At 51.9% G+C, this 19,192-nt stretch carries 11 protein-coding genes; 4 read left to right on the forward strand and 7 right to left on the reverse strand.

All coding sequences use genetic code 11. The annotated features are described in order from the left end of the window. Positions 1–33: 33 nt before the first annotated feature. From Pan161_RS14025 to Pan161_RS14040, 4 genes are all read right to left on the reverse strand, one after another. Positions 34–1,026 carry a hypothetical protein gene (locus tag Pan161_RS14025; RefSeq protein ID WP_145227987.1) on the reverse strand — a complete coding sequence of 331 codons (993 nt, stop codon included), beginning with the start codon at positions 1,024–1,026 and terminating at the stop codon, positions 34–36. Between the two features lie 36 nt (positions 1,027–1,062). Then, positions 1,063–1,950, reverse strand: coding sequence for a hypothetical protein (locus tag Pan161_RS14030; protein ID WP_145227989.1), 888 nt, complete (start codon positions 1,948–1,950; stop codon positions 1,063–1,065). A gap of 316 nt (positions 1,951–2,266) precedes the next feature. Then, complete coding sequence (locus Pan161_RS14035) at positions 2,267–3,691, reverse strand: polysaccharide biosynthesis protein (protein ID WP_145227991.1); 1,425 nt, start codon at positions 3,689–3,691, stop codon at positions 2,267–2,269. Positions 3,692–3,727: 36 nt separating this feature from the next. Continuing rightward, a complete protein-coding gene (locus tag Pan161_RS14040) occupies positions 3,728–4,945 on the reverse strand; it encodes a hypothetical protein (protein ID WP_145227992.1) in 1,218 nt (405 codons plus the stop codon). A gap of 154 nt (positions 4,946–5,099) precedes the next feature. Between Pan161_RS14040 and Pan161_RS14045 the strand changes: the two genes are divergently transcribed. Then, the gene (locus tag Pan161_RS14045) at positions 5,100–6,512 is read left to right on the forward strand and encodes a hypothetical protein (protein WP_145227994.1); all 1,413 of its coding nucleotides are present in this window, start codon (positions 5,100–5,102) and stop codon (positions 6,510–6,512) included. 10 nt (positions 6,513–6,522) lie between these two features. Here Pan161_RS14045 and Pan161_RS14050 read toward each other — a convergent pair whose 3' ends face one another. Next, positions 6,523–7,737 (reverse strand): sialidase family protein, encoded by a 1,215-nt coding sequence (locus Pan161_RS14050; RefSeq protein ID WP_145227995.1) that lies wholly within the window; start codon positions 7,735–7,737, stop codon positions 6,523–6,525. A gap of 203 nt (positions 7,738–7,940) precedes the next feature. Here Pan161_RS14050 and Pan161_RS14055 point away from each other — a divergent pair, with 203 nt between their 5' ends. After that, positions 7,941–9,041 (forward strand): cellulase family glycosylhydrolase, encoded by a 1,101-nt coding sequence (locus tag Pan161_RS14055; RefSeq protein WP_145227997.1) that lies wholly within the window; start codon positions 7,941–7,943, stop codon positions 9,039–9,041. 19 nt (positions 9,042–9,060) lie between these two features. Here the strand turns inward: Pan161_RS14055 and Pan161_RS14060 are convergent, their stop codons facing one another. Next, positions 9,061–11,121, reverse strand: a complete 2,061-nt coding sequence (locus Pan161_RS14060) for an isochorismatase family protein (RefSeq protein WP_145227999.1) — start codon at positions 11,119–11,121, stop codon at positions 9,061–9,063. A gap of 195 nt (positions 11,122–11,316) precedes the next feature. Next, positions 11,317–13,095, reverse strand: a complete 1,779-nt coding sequence (locus Pan161_RS14065) for a thioredoxin domain-containing protein (protein WP_145228001.1) — start codon at positions 13,093–13,095, stop codon at positions 11,317–11,319. 1,046 nt (positions 13,096–14,141) lie between these two features. Here Pan161_RS14065 and Pan161_RS14070 point away from each other — a divergent pair. Together Pan161_RS14070 and ccsA are read left to right on the forward strand one after the other, a co-directional pair. Further along, positions 14,142–15,251, forward strand: a complete 1,110-nt coding sequence (locus Pan161_RS14070) for a hypothetical protein (RefSeq protein ID WP_145228004.1) — start codon at positions 14,142–14,144, stop codon at positions 15,249–15,251. A gap of 61 nt (positions 15,252–15,312) precedes the next feature. Further along, a complete protein-coding gene (ccsA, locus tag Pan161_RS14075) occupies positions 15,313–19,044 on the forward strand; it encodes a cytochrome c biogenesis protein (RefSeq protein WP_145228006.1) in 3,732 nt (1,243 codons plus the stop codon). Positions 19,045–19,192: the final 148 nt, after the last annotated feature.

Genomic DNA, 19,192 nt, shown 5'->3' on the forward strand with positions numbered 1-19,192 from the left:
GTAAATTTTCAGCCGATTCTTTGATTGATTATACTATTCATTGTCCTGTTGAGCCTGACGGAGCTGTGTCAGTAATTCGACAATCGCATTGTGGGCGTGATAGGTCTGGCTGATCACCAGCGCGTGCGACTGTTGCACCACAGAGATCGTGCCTCCGGGTTCATCCGCGTAAACAGCCTGTGATCCACCGCCACCAAAACCGCCGCCAAAACCGCCGCCACCGCCCAGGCCACCACCTGATGCGCCTTGAACGCTAAAGAATCCTGAGCCGGCATGTCCTTTCTGTCCCTGCTTGGGATTTGAATTACTCAATGTGGTATTGATGCGAATAGATTTCCAGCTACCCAGATTGGCATTCTGGATGGATGTGCCCAGAACCAGGTAATCTTCATCAATGATGCACAGATCGCCCACCGGATACACTCTGGTTTTAAACGTTTCGGATGCTGACTCTTTTGAGAGGACCTGAATTAACCCCCGATCGACGATAAACGTCAGATCCAGCGGATCCAGGATTTGCAGTAGCGCATCGCTGAGGCTGATTTCTGCAAAAATCGCATCAATGGGTTCATCGGCTGTGATTCCTAGATTATTCTCCAGATCTTTCGCCTGGATCACAATCGGTACTTTATGTCTCTCACTAAAATAGGTAACCACATCTTCCAGGGGTGTTTCCACAAACTCGGCGTCTGTGTTCATCTTCAGCGCCACTTCGAATGTCTGCTCGCGCGCCGTGAGCGCCGGGTAGAAGACCGGCTTTACTCCTTTTGCTTTTTTTTGTTCTGCCGGCGCAATCTTTTTTGAAATGGCATTCACCGTCGGCTTTTTCGCTGAAGTCTCCTGTGGTTTCTGCTTCTGTTGCTCTGGTGCCGCCTCCTGAAATGCGATCATACTCTGGGTGACAGGCTTCTTTACAGCAGAAGTCGCAGCATTTTTTTTCACTTCTGCCATCGCCATCGCGTCGCAGCCCACAGCCACACAAACAAGCATTGCAGCAAAAACATTCTGTTTTCGTAACCTACTCATAACCAGTCCCCTGTTTTGAAAAATGACTTCAGAGATTCACTCCACCTCAGAACTCTGGCCTTTCTGAGCTTTGCTGACCTGCCTGAGCTGACTTAGTAACTCCGTTATTTTGAAATGCACTCGATCCGTTTCATTCACCACCAGTGCCTGACATTGGGGAACGACGGAAATACTGCGACTTGAATATTGTACCTTCGATTTCCTGGTTGATTTCCTGGAGCCACCAATTACCAGATCATCGACCGGATAGGTTTTTTGTCGTGTCGCTGAAGACGGAAGGCAGGTATTGCGGATCACGTTTTCGAGCGCCTGGAATTCCTCGGGCGAATTGCCTAAGTCGGCGACTGGGTAAATCCGTACTTTCAAAATACGATTGGCTTCTTCAATCGTCGTAATCTTCAGCACTTCCTGATCGATGACATAATCCAGGCCGATAGGTCTCAGAATGATGTCGAACGCGGACTTGAGTGAAATCCCGCTCAGCGACACATTCACAGGTTCTTCTACAGTGAGACCATCCTGCTTTAGTGCCAGCGCGTCCAGATAAATGTTAATCCCGTGCTGGTTTTGAAAGAAATCCATCACTTCAGATAAAGGAACATGGGGAAAGTCCGCTTTGGTTTTGGTATTAAGTTCCTTCTGAATTGTCTCCTCACTCCTGGTCAGAGGCGGATAGAAGGGCTGAATGATCTGGATTTCCGAAGCCGTTGTCTGCTTTTGAGCCAGTTGAAGTGGTTGATGTTTCTGCGAACTGACCAGGACATCTTGCCCTACGATATTGTGATCCAACTCACATGAAGTCTCGGGGTTCGCGGCTCTGGTGTTCTGTTCCACTTCCGCGCTGACGGTCATCAAAACCCAGCCCGCCGAGATGCACAGCAACAGGACGAACAAGTGACTTCGTTTCATAAACCATCGCATCATGAGCACTCCTTTTTTGATATATTTTGATTCGTTCTATTGCAGCATGAATCCTGAAAATGCAGGCGAATTAATCAGAAGCAACATCAAAGTACTCGTAACAGATGCCCGTGACTGCCGGAAACCAGCTTCAGCAAAGGATCATTGTTCGGGCATCGAACCTGATTGAGGATAGAAATGAAATCAGACAATAACAACGAGTACGCAATGAATGGATGAATATCTACTGATAGTAAAATCAGAAATCCGAACTGTCAACTTTTTTCTTGACGAAACTGCGGCACACGGACTCTTCACTCAGCCGCCAGCGAAAGATCAATTATTTCCGCTGTGAAACAAATCGCTGCAAAATGAGTAGAAACCCGGGGATCGTCAGTAGATAGCCTGCCAGGAGAAACCCCCAGCCGGCGCCCACCGGTCCGTAGGTTTTTCCCAGATACCAGACCAGCATTCCCGTAATCAGCTGAGTCAACGTGTTCAAAAACAGAAAGGGTTCCTGTTTAAACGGCCGAATATATGCCATCACGCACTGCGAGATATGAATGGGAATGATGGCCAGCGTCAATAAAATCGTCGGGTAGAGTGGCAGAATTCGTTGCTGCAGTTTCTGGATCAGATACCAGACCGGTTCCAGCACGTCCCAGCCCGCGGGTAACTTTGAACCTTGCAGCAGCTGTAGCCCCCAGACGATCAGACAGAACAAAGTGCCTCCCGCCAGCAGCACCATGGTGGAAACCTGTGCCAATCTTCGAAAGACACGGTTCAGTTCAGGAATATTATTCTGCGACACCAGCGAACCAAATAACGGAGCCCGCGCCAGCAACCAGGCAAAGGTGGCCATCTGCAGTGTCATCAAAGCCGTCCAGGTCAGCCCCAGTCGGCCGGCGACTTCGGGTCCCTGGTATTCAAACATCAACGGAATGACAAACGCACTGGTGAAGTAGGTCGCCATCGCCTGCACCGCCAGCTTCCATTGGAGAGGCCAGACTTCTTCCGACCAGCTGACCAGCGTCCCTGTGCGTTGTGGCAGCAGCGATGCAAAAAACCGTCGATAACGAATCCCAATCAGCCACAGTTCCCAGAACAGGCGCACTGCCGAAATCGCGACACAGGTCCAGATCCCGCCTCCGCTGGAAATAACCAGCCAGGCGACCAGCGTGCCCGTAATACTTTGAAAGGCCCGATAGCGGTTGGTGACCGAAACCTGATCGCAGCCATCCAGCAGGGACAGACAGGGAGTGGCAATCAGAGTCAGTGCCGTCAGTCCGGCCACACACAGCCAGGGGAGTTGCCAGTTCACTCCACTGGGGGGTTGAGACGAAAAGAAATAATAGCCGGCCACTCCAATACCGCCGACAAACAGCAGCCCGGCGACGGTGTACCATTTCAAGACCAGCAGCATGAGACTGCGCAAGCGTGAGAGAGCGTCCGGATCACCGGTCAGCGCACCCCGTTCATCGATTTCCAGCTTTGCCCATTCATGACTGGCCAGATAAAGCGTCACGACCTGCATGCCCATTTCGACAAAGGTCTGTAATGCGATCAGGGCACCAAACGTATAATAGTATCCCTGCAGTTCACTGGAGAAAAATGCAATGATCAACAGCATCGTGACCGGTCCGGAGACAAACTGCCAGCCGCGACCGACCAGCGCATAAAACACCGCCCGATTGACTTCCATTCGGTTGAGCAAGCGACGAGGCCAGCTGCGTCGTTGTGGTTGAGGTTCCCGCTGTTCGGTCATACGCCGTGATCAATTCTCTTCTGTGCTTCGTCTACCTCAACAAGTGGTCTCTGCCAATACAGAAACCGCCCGCATCAGATTCTCTTCGGCCCGGTCTAATTCTTCCGTCGTTTCAGAAATCAGTAATCCATTCACCAGTCGTAACGTTTGACCGTTGATCTGGTCCGGTGATGTCGCAATCAAGCGTGTGCTTGATTTCTGCGTGTCGGCAACACATCTTAACCACTTTGAAAAGGGCTGACCATACGACTCTTTCCAGGAGAGATGCAGCCAGCTTGCGACCTGTCCCGGCTCGAGAAACCGCGTAAAGCCTAACGCCATTCGTCCCATAGTATAGCGTGCATTCACATCCTGAATGAGACGCCACTGTAATTGTCCCTGCTCGTCGCGAAACTGCATCGCATCGATGCCAAGGGGTCCAAAGTAACCTGTCTGCTGCACCCGCAATGCGACGCGGTGCCCCACTTCAATCGCGGTCTGCCATGTTTCCCGCGTCTGCTCATCCACGCAGATGCGACTGCCGCGATACTGACCGCGGTCATCACACAATAATAAAGCGAGCCCCAGAAATTCGGGTTCCCCCTGCTCTGGTATCTCAAACTGCAGGCCGGCTTCCGCGCTACGCTGCACCCACGCCTCCAGAAACAGAGGCTGCTGGTATGCGAAGCGTTTTTTCGCCCAGTCCCTGATCTGAGTTGATACCAGCCTTCCCCGTCCCAGCATCCGCTCCCGCGCTGACATACTGAAATCAGCCTTGAGCACCCACGTAGACTCGCTGTCCCTCTGCAAAGGCAACTCTGCGACCGCCGCTTGCAGTTCCTCCATGCATTCGACCTGACAACTGCCCGGCAGTGACAGTCCCCATTCGGTTTCACACTGAAATGAAAAGGACCGGGAGTTGACTGTTTTCACAGCAGACAGATCGGGAGTGGTTACTGTGAACCTCTGCGCGTTTGCCAGTTTTGCAGACGCTTCTGACCAGCCCCAGGGAACGAATTCCCGCGCAGTCGCGTGATCACGGCGGGGCCACTCTGAGATCCACTCCACTTCCGGCAGACCGGCCGCCTGCAAGTCAGTTATAAATTCAGGTGAGACCAAAGCAGGCAGATAGATCTGATCGCCGGCTTCTGCCATGCCCAGCCAGCAGCTTGCCAGTTGCAGATTTAACGCGGGTGCAGCTCCCCCGGGCATTGAATACACTTCACTTGCCAGTTGATGCTCGAAATCAAAATTACCCAGAAAAACGCGAAGCATTGATTAAACCGTGATCGAACAGAAAACGTGAGAACAGCAGGAATCCCGCAGGAAAAGCCAAATTAACATTGGAGCCTCGCTCTCGTTTTCTGTTATACTGTCTCTTTCCAGCCAGAACTATCCTCACACGTATTTTCTCAAGAAAGCCAGCCTGATGTCCCTGTTCAGAAATTACTCTCTTTCGGTTCTCAACCTCTCTGTATTTCTGCTTTCGATACTGATGATGAATGTTGCGATTCAGGCAGCGGGAACGTCACAGGAAAAACCAGTACAGATCGCTACCTTCCAATGTGATATTTCGCCCCCCATTGGCAGCCCGCTTTGCTACGGACATGTTGCGCCGGCGAAGAAAATCGTCGATCCGCTCAGTGCGCGGGGCATTATCTTCCTGAACTCCGGCGAACCGATTGTCCTGCTGGCACTCGACTGGGTGGGCGCGAATAATGGTGCTCAGGATGTCTGGAAAGAACGCCTGGCGTCTGCGCTGGGGACGACCGTTGACCGCTGTGCGATTCATTGCCTGCATCAGCATGACTCGCCGGGAGTCGATATTTCGACGAATGCCCTGCTGGAACAGAATGGCTTGAAAGAAGTCATGTATGATACCGCCTACGTAGAAGATGTCATGTCGCGAACCATTGCGGCAGCGAAACAGAGTCTGTCACATCCACAACCTGTCACACATGTGGGGACAGGCAAAGCGAAAGTCGCGCAGTTTGCCTCGAACCGCCGCATTCTGGGCACCGATGGAAAAGTCAAAATCGTCCGCTTCAGTTCCTCCCGTAATCCCGCTGCGATTGCGGCCCCGGAAGGGACCATCGACCCTTACGTTCGCGTACTCAGTCTGTGGAATAAAGACGAGCCACTGGTCGCCCTCAGTTATTATGCGACGCATCCCCAAAGCTATTACGGAAAGGGAGGCGTCAGTTGTGACACCGTCGGTCTGGCCCGCGCGATTCATGAAAAACAGACGCCGGGGACGTTACACATTCACTTCAACGGCGCTGGCGGAAATATTGGTGCAGGGAAATACAATAACGGCGATCCGAAAAACCGCCCCCTGCTGGCACAACGCCTGGCAGACGGAATGAAACAAGCCTGGGAGTCGACAAAAAAATCACCACTCTCAGCAGAAGACGTGAACTGGAAAGTCAAATCGGTGCTCCTTCCATTGAGAGACTCACTGAATGAAGCCGCTTTAACCGGCATCTTAAAGAACCCGCAAGCGAAGCGCACCGATCGCATCCGGGCTGCCCGCGATCTGAATTATCTGCAGCGCACCAAAGCAGGCAAAACCATTGACATCACCCGGCTGCAATTGGGTTCCGCCCAAATCGTTCATATGCCCGGTGAACTGTTCGTGGAATATCAACTGGCAGCACAGAAGATGGCGCCGGATGATTTTGTCTGCATGGCCGCGTACGGAGATCAGGGGCCCGGTTACATTGGCACGACGATCGCGTATGCACAGGGAGGTTATGAAACCGGTCGCGTTTCACGCACCGCTCCCGAAGTGGAAACGACCCTGATGCAGACGCTGAAGGAGTTAGTCAGCCATCAAGATTAGGTTCCGTGTTTTAATCAGTCTGTGAAGGCCTCGACCATTTGATGCGGGCGGTATAAATCCGGTTGTTACTGCCATATTTTTCGATGCCCACCGGCTGCATCCATTCGGCTACGGTGACCCAGGTTTCGTTCGGACTGACATTCACAACGGCGAAATTTCCCATCCGCGCCCCTTTTTCCGGCACAATGATTCGTTCCGTTTTGCGTTTCACCTGTAAGGTCTGGGGATCCACCTCTGCCATAAACAGCGGGGCTCGGTGCCGAAACACATGGTCGTTGTTCGCGCCCCGTCGGGTATAGACCAGAAACAGACCATCGCTGTGCGTCACCCAGTGCTGCTGCGTGTTATAATTCCCCAGTTCCTGGCCGTCATCAAATTTCCAGACGATCGGCTCAGAATAATTCAACCCGTCATCGCTGACTGAGACATACCCTTTCTCGTCATTCCGCATTGTCAGATAAAACTTATCCTGGTGCTTCGTGATGGAAGGTTCATACAAGCCGCGTTTGACGGGAATCGTATGTTCGCTGCCATGCTTTCTGTAAGTCAGCTTCTCGCCATCAAAGTCGCATAACACCACCGTGGTGCTGTACTGCTTGGCTCCTTTTTTCTTGAAGTAGACGGGCAGAAGAATGCTGCCATCTTCCCGATCAACTCGCTGGGCGGAACCGGCGCCGCAGCTTTCGAACCGGGGTTCGTCCGGCATGCTCATGGTGGTCCAGTCGGACCAGGTATGATCCTGTTCATTGTAGACCGAATAAGCCACGCTCCGCTTGCGGACGTGCATTACCTTATTATTTTCGTAGCGAACCGTATGCCCGGTGCCCAACAGCTTTTTGGTTTTGGCATGCCAGCCCGGCGTGAAATCGCAGACCGCAATCTCCTGTGTATCCGACAGACGCCGTCGTGCTAAAGTCTCATGCTTGATCGGTCCGACCCAGTTCTCCCCATCTGTGGTACGCATCTCATTCAGGGCATAGAACACGTCCGAACCGCTCAACAGCACTTTCTGCATTGTCAGGACCACGGTTGCCGGGAACGGCCCCGGTTGAGGAATCGCACCGGTGCGGGCCTGTACCCAGCAGGTTTTGCCATCAAAGCCTTCCGTGACAACACGTAAATCAACTTCATAGCTGGGTGGTTTCGCCGTTTCCTCAGCGAAGAGATTTGATTTCCCGGCAAGCATCAATACAAGAGTCAGACAAACAGGAATGATCGGTTTCATGGGAGCCCTTCTGTGTTTTGTTTAAGGAAGATCTCTTTACGATACGCAGATTGAAGGAAACTCTCAAGACCTTTGATCAATTTCGCACAGGAAGATGTGGGCAACCGGTATTGCATTCTGAGGAAGTGACGAGCAAAATGAAATCGACAGGTGATTTCTCTAATCATGTTGACTCTTTCCCTTCTCATTCAAGGAACAGTACGATGCGAAAGTGCTCACTAATCGCTGTCCTGATTTTCTGCTGCTCATCAATTCTCCCGGCGGCTGAACTCGACTGGATCCGCATCAGCGCGGATGGGAAATCGTTTGTGAGTTCAAAGACTCAGAAGCCGTTTGTCCCCTGGGGATTTAATTACGACCACAACGGGGAGGGTCAACTGCTGGAAGACTACTGGCAGACGGACTGGAAACAGGTCGAACAGGATTTTGCCGAGATGAAAGAACTGGGTGCGAACGTAGTCCGCATCCATATCCAGTTCGGCAAATTCATGTCCGCCGTGGACAAGCCACGCAATGCGACGCTGCAGAAACTGGGTGAGTTACTGCAGCTGGCCGAACGCACGGGAATCTATATCGATCTGACCGGACTGGGCTGTTATCACAAACAGGATGTTCCCGCCTGGTACGATCAACTGACCGACGAGGAACGCTGGCAGGCGCAGGCCGTTTTCTGGGAAGCGATCGCGAAACAGTGTGCAAAGAGCCCGGCCATTTTCTGCTACGACCTGATGAATGAACCGGTCGTGCACGCTGGTAAAAAACAAGGAACCGACTGGCTTGGACCTGCCTTAGGCAATAAACATTTTGTGCAGCGCATTACCTTAAGCCCTGATAAAAGGTCCCGTCCCGAAATTGCTGCTGCCTGGATCAAGACACTCGTGGAGGCGATTCATAAGCAGGACCAGCGCCACTTAATCACCGTCGGCCTGGTTCCCTGGAGCCTGGATCGGCCCGGCCTGCGGTCCGGCTTCGTACCTGACAAGGTCAGTCAGCATCTCGATTTTATCTGCGTGCACCTTTATCCGGAAACAGGCAAGGTCGAGGAGGCGATGGAAACGCTCAAAGGCTTCGACATTGGCAAACCCCTGGTGATTGAAGAAACATTCCCCCTCAAAAGTTCGCCGCAGGAATTCGAAGAATTTTTACTGAAGTCCCGAAAATACGCGGACGGCTGGATTGGCTTTTACTGGGGTAAGTCGCTGTCTGAATACAAGTCGGAGAAAACCATCGCCGCTGCGTTGATGACGGGCTGGCTGGAGTTCTTCGTCAAGAACGGCCCGAAATTCAAGGGCGAGACAGAATAAATCTGACTGCTGTTCTCGTTCAGGGTTGAAATACAATATCCGTCACGGTTCCGAATTTCGCCGGCAAAGGCATGTTGGCAAATGCGGAATTATCGCCCACCCGGTACTGCCAGCGGCCTGCCAGACGCAGTGCGATTTGACCGCAAATCAACTGCGGTGCCGATCCAAAATCAGTCTCATTGGCCTGACCAGTCACCTGCAACACAATCAGGTTGGCATCATTCCCGTAAACCGATTGACAATCCAACTGAAAACCCGACTCCGCCTGTTTGAGTGGTACGCCATTGAGCCAGGCGTTGACTTTCGTACCGGCAGCGTTTCCCGTTTTGAGCAGCAGCGAATTGCTGATGCGCCAGGTTTCAGGAATACGCACCACACAACGATACCAGCGCCCCTGGTCGGCCTTCGCTGCCGTCCCGTTCCCAGGGACTTCAACTACGGACCAGTGAGGTGCGTCGTTCAACGAGACATTTTGCGAGACTTTGACTTGGGCCGGATTGAGGCCGGCAGCCCAGTAGATTCCATTCGTCAGCAGCCTGACAAATTCGGGCTGTTTGAAATCCCCCGGGTGTCCCAATGATGTATAAAACGATTTACCGCCGTCTTTGCGCTGGAAGGTCCAGGCGACCGGTTCGACTGGTTTGCCGGGAATTTCCGCGGTCATCAACACGGTAGTGCCTTTTGCCAGCGGAGAGACTTCATACAGTGAATAAGCCTGCGGGAATGGTTTATCGGGGATGCCGTCCAGGATCGGATTCTTTCTCTGCGCCGGATTGATGGTCACCATCGATTTAAGATCGTTGGCATGATGGCCTGTATAATTGCCGCCGAACACGTAGGCATCGAATTCAGTCCAGTCTGCGTAACCTGCAGGAGGTTCTTTTCCACGGAGAGAAAAGGCATGACTGGCAGTGCGGATTCCCACAACGGGCTTACCGGCTTTCACGTATTTTTTAATCGCCTGCATCGCCTTTTCAGGCAGAACCCGTCGACGCACGCTGAACAGGACCACGTCGGCAGCGTTGATGGTTTCGATTCCCGGAATCAGATTTCGGTCTTTCTCATCTGCATAGACGAGGCTGACGCGAAAGTGTTTGCCCAGATTTTCCGCGGCAAACTTTGGCAGACTGACGTTCGTATCATATTCAGCTTCCGCCATCACGATTAACAGATGTGGCCGCTTGTCTTCTTTGAAAACAAATGCCTGATCACCCAGCAGTTGATCACTGGTCATCGTCGGGCAGACATATTTTTCGATGTGGGAAATGATCAGGTCATTGCCAGTAAAGTGACTGACGTAAGGCCAGCGCTCGGGATTATACATCGTGTCGGTCAGATCGCGTACGAGGACGACATTCTTGCCGTTCTGTTTCAGCTGTCGTAATCCAAACGGGCGTCCCAGGACGCACATATTGGTATGCACACCAGTCAGAATCACATTTTTAATTCCGCGGCTCTCCAGAATCCGCCAGACTTCATCCCCTTTGTCACTGATGAAATCCTGCTCGCTGTCGACTGTGATCAGGGGGGACTGACTCTTCCAGGGTAACGCGGGATTGCGTCCCAGGTCTTTCAGTTTTTTAGCCCAGGCGGCGTGCTCCTCTGGGTCATCGTCTTCTCCCCCATCGGACTGATCGAGGGGATAGACGGCGCGTTCTTCAGCGGGAATCTTCGAGCACCAGTTTTCAATGCCTGCAGGCACAGGGCCATTAAAGGTGACCTGCATGGCACGCATGCGCGCGGGATGATCCTGATAAGCGGGCATGCAGTCACTGGGCGCATGAATGATGGTCACCCCCTCAGCACGGGCCGTCTGTAGCAACTGATCCAGACGCGGGGCAAACTGTTCGAGTCGCTTAACGGCATTCAGGCAGTGGTGATAATCCCAGACATCACAGACGATGATCGCGGTCTCAGATGGTTTCCAGCTCTCCGAACGCTGCAGCCGATGAAAGCGACCGGAGTCTTTTTCTGTTTCCTGCTGATAACGCAGTTGCAGGTTCAGATCTTTCGCGGACAGTGAAGTAGCTGAGATCAGAATCAGGCTCAGGCAGGCAGCCAGCTTAAATAACGTCTTCACGTGATGTCTCCTGGTGACAGGCAACGGGGTGCCCCCGTGGAATGAATTCAACTGTGGTCAATCACAGTCTGTTCATTTTAAAGAAGCATGACACCAGAACAAAAGTCTGAGAGCAAAAAACAAAAAAACCAGCCAGAAAAGTCGTCTGCTTTTCTGGCTGGTGTTCTGTTTGTGATCTCTTTTACTAAAATCGAATCAGCGATGCGAATCCGCAGAACGACGATAGCGTCGCAGCTGCTGTTCTACTTCCTGGATTTTGCCCTGACGTTCTTCACGGGAGACTGTTGTTTTGTTGGCGGTCTGAGTGAAGGATGAAGGAGTGCGAAAACCCGTGACTTCGGGTTGCGTTGCATTCCTCTGCACCCGATTGACCCGGGCGGTGCGGGGCAGGCTGCGACTGATACGCTCTTCCTGCAGATTTCGTAATGGTTGATCTGCAGCGCTCAATTTTTCTGCCGGTTGAAAACGGGCCGAAGTCGGCATGGGTTGATTTTCCACTTCACCTGACAGATAAGAGACGAATTTCGAACTGGCTTTGTTGATGATCACAACCCGGCTCGCCGATTGTGGCTTATTCAGAGGACGGATGATGCAGACGACTTCCGCTTCGCCGGCCTGGTCGAGGGCAGCCTGCAGCTGATTCAGATCGGGGTTACCCGTGGTACCTGATGCGACCGGCTGACCGGTGGGCATGGCACGTTCCAGAAATTCATCGAGGATTTCCTGGTTGGGAGCGGGTGCCATTTCACGGGGCGTTTCGCTCATCGCCAGTTTGACTTCGGGTACGGTCTCTGCGACAGCGGGTTCTTTATAGATGGCCGTCAGCTGGGCTTCGTCGAGCAGTTTATGAATCATAGGCAGTCCGACATACAGACCACGTTTCTCATCTTTTTCCACAGCGAAGCAGACACCGACCAGATGACCGGAGCGATCAAACAAACCGCCACCGGAACGTCCCTGCACAGGCATGCCCGTACATTCGATATTGTCGGGACCCAGAAAGCGGTTCAGCTCTGTCACCTGAATTTTTTCCAGTGTGGGAAGTGCACCACCGTTACAGCCGATGCTGGCGACAACATCGCCCGCTTTAACTTCCCGTTCAATACCAGCCACTTTTGCGGCGGAAACCACGCCTGATGTGGGAATGGAAATCAGACCCACGTCGGCTTGCATATTGTAGCGAACCAGCGTTCCCACGTAGGTATCAAACTTCTCTCCCTGGAAGACATCCACTTCGATCACCGAATCACTTTTCAGTTCACTGAAGATGTGGCTGCAGGTCATAATCAATGTGCGACCAATGGCACTGTGGATTACGGTTCCTGATCCCAGGTCCATGCCTTTCTTGTCTTTGACACGAATGCGAACCGTGCTGGCCCGAAAGTTAATAATTTCGCGTTGGGGAGCCGTATCTGCCAGCGGATCATTGGCGGAATCGCCAAACTGAGCACGGATCACTGGTTCTTCCACCGGAACTGACTCTTCTGCTTTAGATTTACCAAAGAAGGGGATATTAAAGCCGCGTGATTTCTTTTCCGGTTTGGTTTCGTTCTGTGTCAGTTGAATGGGGGTCTCTGCAGACTTGCTGAGTCGATTCTCATTGGCAGCGAAAACAACGGGATTTTCACGAGCAGGTTGTTCGGGTTCTGAGCTGGGAATGCGGGCCAGCATTCTTCTCAGGTTGCTCTCGGTCGTTGAGCCCACAGAACGGGCGACCTCTCTGCCTTCCACCACCAGTACAAACGCCGGAATACTCTCAATGTTAAAACGTTTCGCCAGATCCGGTTCCTGATCGACGTCTACTTTTTTAATCGGATAACCTTCACGCTTTAAACGTGAAATTAAGGGACTCATTTTCTGACAGGGCCCGCACCAGGTGGCAGTAAAGTCCAACAGCACACCTTTGGGTGCCGCTGCGTGTGCTGATCCGGAAAGCAATACAACTGTTAGAAAGGCTGTCGTCAAAAACCTCATCTACCAACTCCTCAAAAAGGTTGGTTTCAACGCGTAAGGCGTTTTAAATTCAGATAAAGGGGTATTCTCTCTTAGCTCAACCCAGGCATCAGAACATGATTGTGGCTGAGAGCAGGCAACCTGAAAGGTCGCCGATAGCAGAGAAGCAGCGTGAGTGATAAACTGCGGGAACCCTCTTAAGCTCTGAAGAGATTCGACAGTCTGAATATTCACAGCCTGGTTGAATGTCTCAACAGGCGATGTCTGTGAAAATAGTTTCACTATGCGGCTTCCATGCCTAACGGTTTTAACCAGCAGACTGCTGGCGATATGGGTAGTTTAAAGGGGAATCGAGCCCGGTCTTCCTGACCAACTGCTCTGAATCACTTGAATTGTCGGTTCCGTACCTGTGTACTTATATCATTGAGAAACGGGAGCAGAGTCCCATTTGTGACGGGTCAGTTAAAAGATCACGCATCTGGTGTACCAGAAAGCTAAATTATTTCGCGAAAAATTCGCCGGAATGCGTAAATACATTAAAGAGAATTCCTTGTAAATAGAATTTTCTCTGGAAGCTTTTACAATCGGCTCTCAGAGAAATGATTTTGGTGACTTTTTTGCAAGGCATTGTAATTTTTACTTGAATTTCGCGATTTTTTTGATGTCGTTTCTACAGACCGATTGTGGTGACGGAACTGAGAGAATGCAGAGGTTTTTAGGAGCAGGCCGGAACTGGTTGTGTACTTTTCTGTTCCCGGACAACTATAATAGAGTAGATGTCCGCCCTTGATGCTCCACGCTGATAACGGGGTGGGATGAAGTTGCATAAAGCATAATTATTAAAAGACTTACACCCCTGCAGAAAGATATTCTTTCTTAAACCACCCACCTTGTACATTTTTACAGAATCTCTTTCTGTGACTCTATAAGTATCCGTAACACCATCAGTCAGGCCCTGCTGAATTGATTTCAGGCTGAGGAATCAATTCCCGGTTCAGCCGCCCAGATAAGCAACACAGAGCCACAGCAGAAACGACAGACAAATACCCTCTATTCGATTGAGACACATGAAACAGATATGCCTCGTAACTCTGATCGCGTTCCTGTCCCTGACAGCCGGCTGCCGCAAACAGGAAGAAATCACTTCTTATACCGTTTCCAAGGGTGCCTCTTCACAGAGTTCTGCTCTGCCTGACATGACGGCTGCCCCTGCGAAACCAACGCGTATGCTGGCGGCCATTGTGCCCGGCAGTCCGCAGAACTGGTTTTTCAAAATGACCGGGGAACCGGATCAGGTCAAAGCGGAATTCGATACCTTCATTCAGTTTATGAAATCCGTCACAATCAGTAATGACAAACCAGAATGGAAGCTGCCCGATAACTGGACACAGGAACCAGGCAGTTCCATGCGATTTGCGACTCTGAAAGTCAAAGACACAGACCCTGCTGTGGAGCTGTCCGTGATTCCCCTTCCCGCGGGCAGTGATCAAACAGAGGACTTACTCTCCAACATCAACCGCTGGCGCGGGCAGGTGGGCCTGGATTCAATTTCTGCAGAGGAGATCAAGGCGGCTGCCGACAGGTCACCCGCGCTCGACACGGAATTATTCACGCTGAAGTCAGGGGAGCAGACGATTTCAGTCGTCAGTCTGAATGGAATGATGGCCGGCAATCCCATGAGCCGCGCCCCGTTCGCCTCGGGCATGATGGGCGGACCGGGAGGCCCTGCAGCAGGACCGGCGAATCCTCCGGCTGCTGCCCAAATCAAATACGAAACACCCGCCGGCTGGAAACCGGGTCGCAGTGGCGGCATGAGAAAAGCCGCCTTTAACATCACCAGTGGCGACGAAACCGCTGAAGTCACCATCATCGATCTGACCGGAGAGAGTAATCCGTTACTTTTGAATATCAATCGCTGGCGGAGTCAGGTCAAACTGAAAGACATCACTGAAGCCGAACTTCCCCAACAGTCAGAGCAACTGCAGCTCGGCGATCTGGAAGCCACTTATGTCAAACTGATTGGCCCCAAAGATGCAAAACCACGCATCGCGATATTAGGAGCCATCTTCTACCGGGATAACCTCGCCTGGTTTGTGAAATTCACCGGGCCGGTCAAACTGGCCGAACAGGAACAAGAACGCTTCAAACAGTTCGTACAATCGATCCGGTTTGAATAACAGTTGACGACCACCCTACTCAACGAACATTATACTTGAGTTTTCAATTCAGGATAAAATCATGGCCACCAATACCCTTCCCGATCAATCAAACGAACCTGCCACACTCGGATCCGACTCCGGTTCAGCGAACTTCAACAAGACGTTTCTGAAGTTCCTGACGCCTCTGGCTTCGTTGAGACTGACCGTGGTGCTGTTCGCAATGGCCATCTTTATCATCCTGGCGGGCACCCTGGCGCAGGTGAATAAAGACATCTGGGTTGTGATCGACGAATACTTCCGCACAGGCATTGCCAAAATTGAATTCAAAATCTTTTTCCCTCCCTCCTTTTTTCCGAACCTCGACCAGCAGAATATCCCCGGCTTTATCTACTTCCCCGGTGGCTGGCTGATCGGCTTCATGATGGGCATCAACCTGTTCGCTGCCCACTTCATTCGTTTTAAGGTTCAGGCCAAAGGCAAAGAGCGAACCATCGGCTGGACGATTATCGCCGTGGGATCGCTGATCACCTGGCTGGTGATTGCCAGTGGTGCCAACAAAGATGGTTTCCAGGGATATTCGCTGTTGAGTTGGCTGGCCTTATGGTGGCTGCTGCAAGCGGGAATCGGGATGGCGACAGTCGCAGGCTGCGTCCTCTTTTTTTACATCGATAAACATCGCAGAGCAGAGCGAGGCTTAATCCTGGGATTCACGATTCTGCTGGGTTGTCTATTAGCCTGGTCTATTTCTCAGGGACAGGCGGCGCGGTTCAGTGACGCCTCCATGCGGATTCTGTGGCAGCTGGTCAAAGCGACTTTTGCGGGATGTGTCCTGCTCTCCGGTTGCATTTTCCTGTTCAAGAAACGGGCCGGCGTTGTTTTGCTACATGCGGGTGTCGGCCTGATGATGCTCAGCGAACTGATTGTCGGCACGATGGCCGTTGAAACTCAGATGACGATCTCCGAAGGAGAAACCACCAACTTCGTACATGATATCCGCGAGATTGAACTGGCGATCATTGATGAGACTGACCCCAAAGAAGACAAGGTCACCATCATCCCCAAGTCGATTCTGCTGGCCAAACAGGGAGAAGTTGTCTCTGATCCGAAACTCCCCTTCGACTATGAGCTGGTCAAATACTATCCGAATGCGTCCCTGCGTAAAGTAAGCTCTTTGACTCCCGAAGAGAAGAAACAGACTGAGAATCCTGCCACAGCCGGGATCGGAATGGACTGGATCGCATTACCGATGCGGAGTGCCTCCGGTACTGATATGGGTGGCGGCGTCGACACTCCGGCTGCTTATATCAAAGTGATTGATAAAAAAACGTCTGAGTCTCTGGGGATCTACCTGCTCGACCTGGAAATGGCGCTCCAGGAAATCGGACAGCCAGTGGTCGTAGATGGCACGCCTTATCAGCTCTACCTGCGTTTCAAACGGTATTATAAACCTTATTCCGTCACGCTCAACGATGTCCGCAAAGATGATTACGCGGGCACCAATACGGTAATGAATTATTCCTCCGACATCAAACTGGTGGACCCGACCAACAACGTCGACCGGGAAATCAAAGTCTGGATGAACAACCCGCTGCGTTACAGTGGAGATACATTTTACCAGAGCGGCTATCACGCAGATCCAGCCACCGGGAAGGAAATGACGACTCTGTCCGTCGTCAACAATGTCGGCTGGATGATTCCTTACGTCTCCTGCATGATCGTGGTGGTCGGCATGCTGTATCACTTCATGATTACGCTGCTGCGGTTCCTGAACCGTCGTGAAAAACAGCGAAATGAACCAACTGCCGTCGATGAGTTACTGCCTCCAGGAAAAGAAAATGATCCGGCCTGGCAGGACCGGGCACGTCTGCAGGCTTTCATGGCTCATTACCTGATCCCAATTATGATTGTCGTGGTCTTTGGCGGCTATCTCATGAGCAAAACCCGTGTGCCCAAACCGGAATCCAATGAAATGAACCTTTACGAATTCGGGCAACTGCCGATTTTGTATGAAGGCCGGACCAAGCCTGTAGATACCCTGGCCCGCAACAGTCTGCGAATCATTACCGGCCGACAGGATTTTACGGTTGAATATGATGAAGATGGCAATATTGTCACCACCAAATCAAAAGAGATTGCAGCAGAAGAGCAAACGGAAGCAGCAAAAGAATCCAAAGACAATCCAGAAACTTCCGATTCTAAAGTGACTAAAAAAGAGAAACAAAAGACGACGACGAAAAAATATCCCGCTATCAAATGGTTCCTGGACACCATTGCCAAGCCCAGTGATGCCTTCGAATACGAAGTGGTCCGCATTGAGAATCCTGAGTTATTACACACGCTGGGTCTGAAAAAACGTGCTGGCTTCCGTTATTCGTTTGACGACTTTATCGAAAAAATTCCCGAACTCTCCAAACAGTCTGAACTGGCACGACAGGCGGGTAAAGGAAAAGCGACATTGTATCAGTCTCGCGTACTCGATCTGGAAAAGAAAATCGGCACCGTTGACCTGCTGATCCAATCATTCAAGCCACCGGAAATCCGGGCTGAGTCAGCCCGTGATGACCTGATCGAAGCGATCCGCCGCCATGGGGCGCTGGAACGTCGCAATCCTCCTCGCGCCATTCCTCCGGGAGGTGAAGGCGAGGAAGATAAGGACTGGCAAACCTATTCGTATGCCTGGACCCGCGATCTGGTCAAAGCCAGTTTTGCCAAGGAAAAGGAAAACGAAGCCACACAGGCCTGGACGAAAATCCTCGTCGCCTATGCCAGTGATGATGTCAGTACCTTCAATAAAGAAGTCCGCAATTACCAGATCTGGTTGAACAAGCACAAAGCGGATCTGCCTCACACCAGCCTGTCCAAAATCAATTTCGAAGCGTTCTTCAATCACTTCGAACCCTTTTATTACTGCTCGGTGCTCTACATTTTCGCATTTGTGATGGTCTGTTTCTCGTTCCTGTTCTGGACCAGACCTCTGGGCAACGCGGCGTTCTGGCTGATCTGCCTCACATTCTTTGTCCACACACTCGCGTTGATTGGACGGATTTATATCTCGGGACGACCACCGGTCACCAACCTGTATTCTTCGGCTGTCTTTATTGGCTGGGGTGCCGTGCTGGCGGGAATCGTCATTGAAAAAATGAATCGACTGGGTATCGGCAGTTTACTGGCCTCGGTCGCCGGATTCTCGACACTGCTGATTGCCCACATGCTCGCCGGGGATGGCGACACGTTTGCTGTGCTGCAGGCAGTCTTAGACACACAGTTCTGGCTGGCAACCCACGTGGTCTGTATCACACTGGGATATGCGGCCACTTTTGTCGCCGGGCTGCTGGGTCTGTTCTATATCCTGTGGGGCACCTGTACTCCCCGCATGACAGCGAGCGCAGGCAAAGAGATCATTCGCATGTTGTACGGCGTCCTCTGCTTTGCGATCATCCTGAGTTTCTTTGGCACCGTGCTCGGCGGTCTGTGGGCCGACGATTCCTGGGGCCGCTTCTGGGGCTGGGATCCCAAAGAAAACGGCGCGTTAATCATCGTGCTCTGGAACGCACTCGTCTTACACGCGCGCTGGGGAGGCATGGTCAAAGACCGTGGTCTGGCAATGCTCGCGATCGGCGGGAACATCGTCACCAGCTGGTCCTGGTTTGGTGTGAACGAGCTCGGCGTTGGACTGCATTCGTATGGGTTTACCGAAGGAGTCCTGAAAGCGTTGGGCCTGTTTATGCTCTCGCAACTTGCTGTCATCGCCATCGCGTTGGTTCCACAAAACCACTGGTGGAGTTTCTCAAAAAGCAAAACTCCTGAGTGATATCCATACACAGTGGAGTGAAACATTGAGCGATGATGGCCCGTATCGGGTTGGTGGACACGATCTGTTGACCCGTTCGAGTAATGGCACAATCAGTGATATCCCGTTCGCAGTGGATACAGGCTGGGCAGTACGTTGAAGATTGAAA

The organism is Gimesia algae (genome assembly GCF_007746795.1).
Classification (GTDB): Bacteria; Planctomycetota; Planctomycetia; order Planctomycetales; family Planctomycetaceae; genus Gimesia; species Gimesia algae.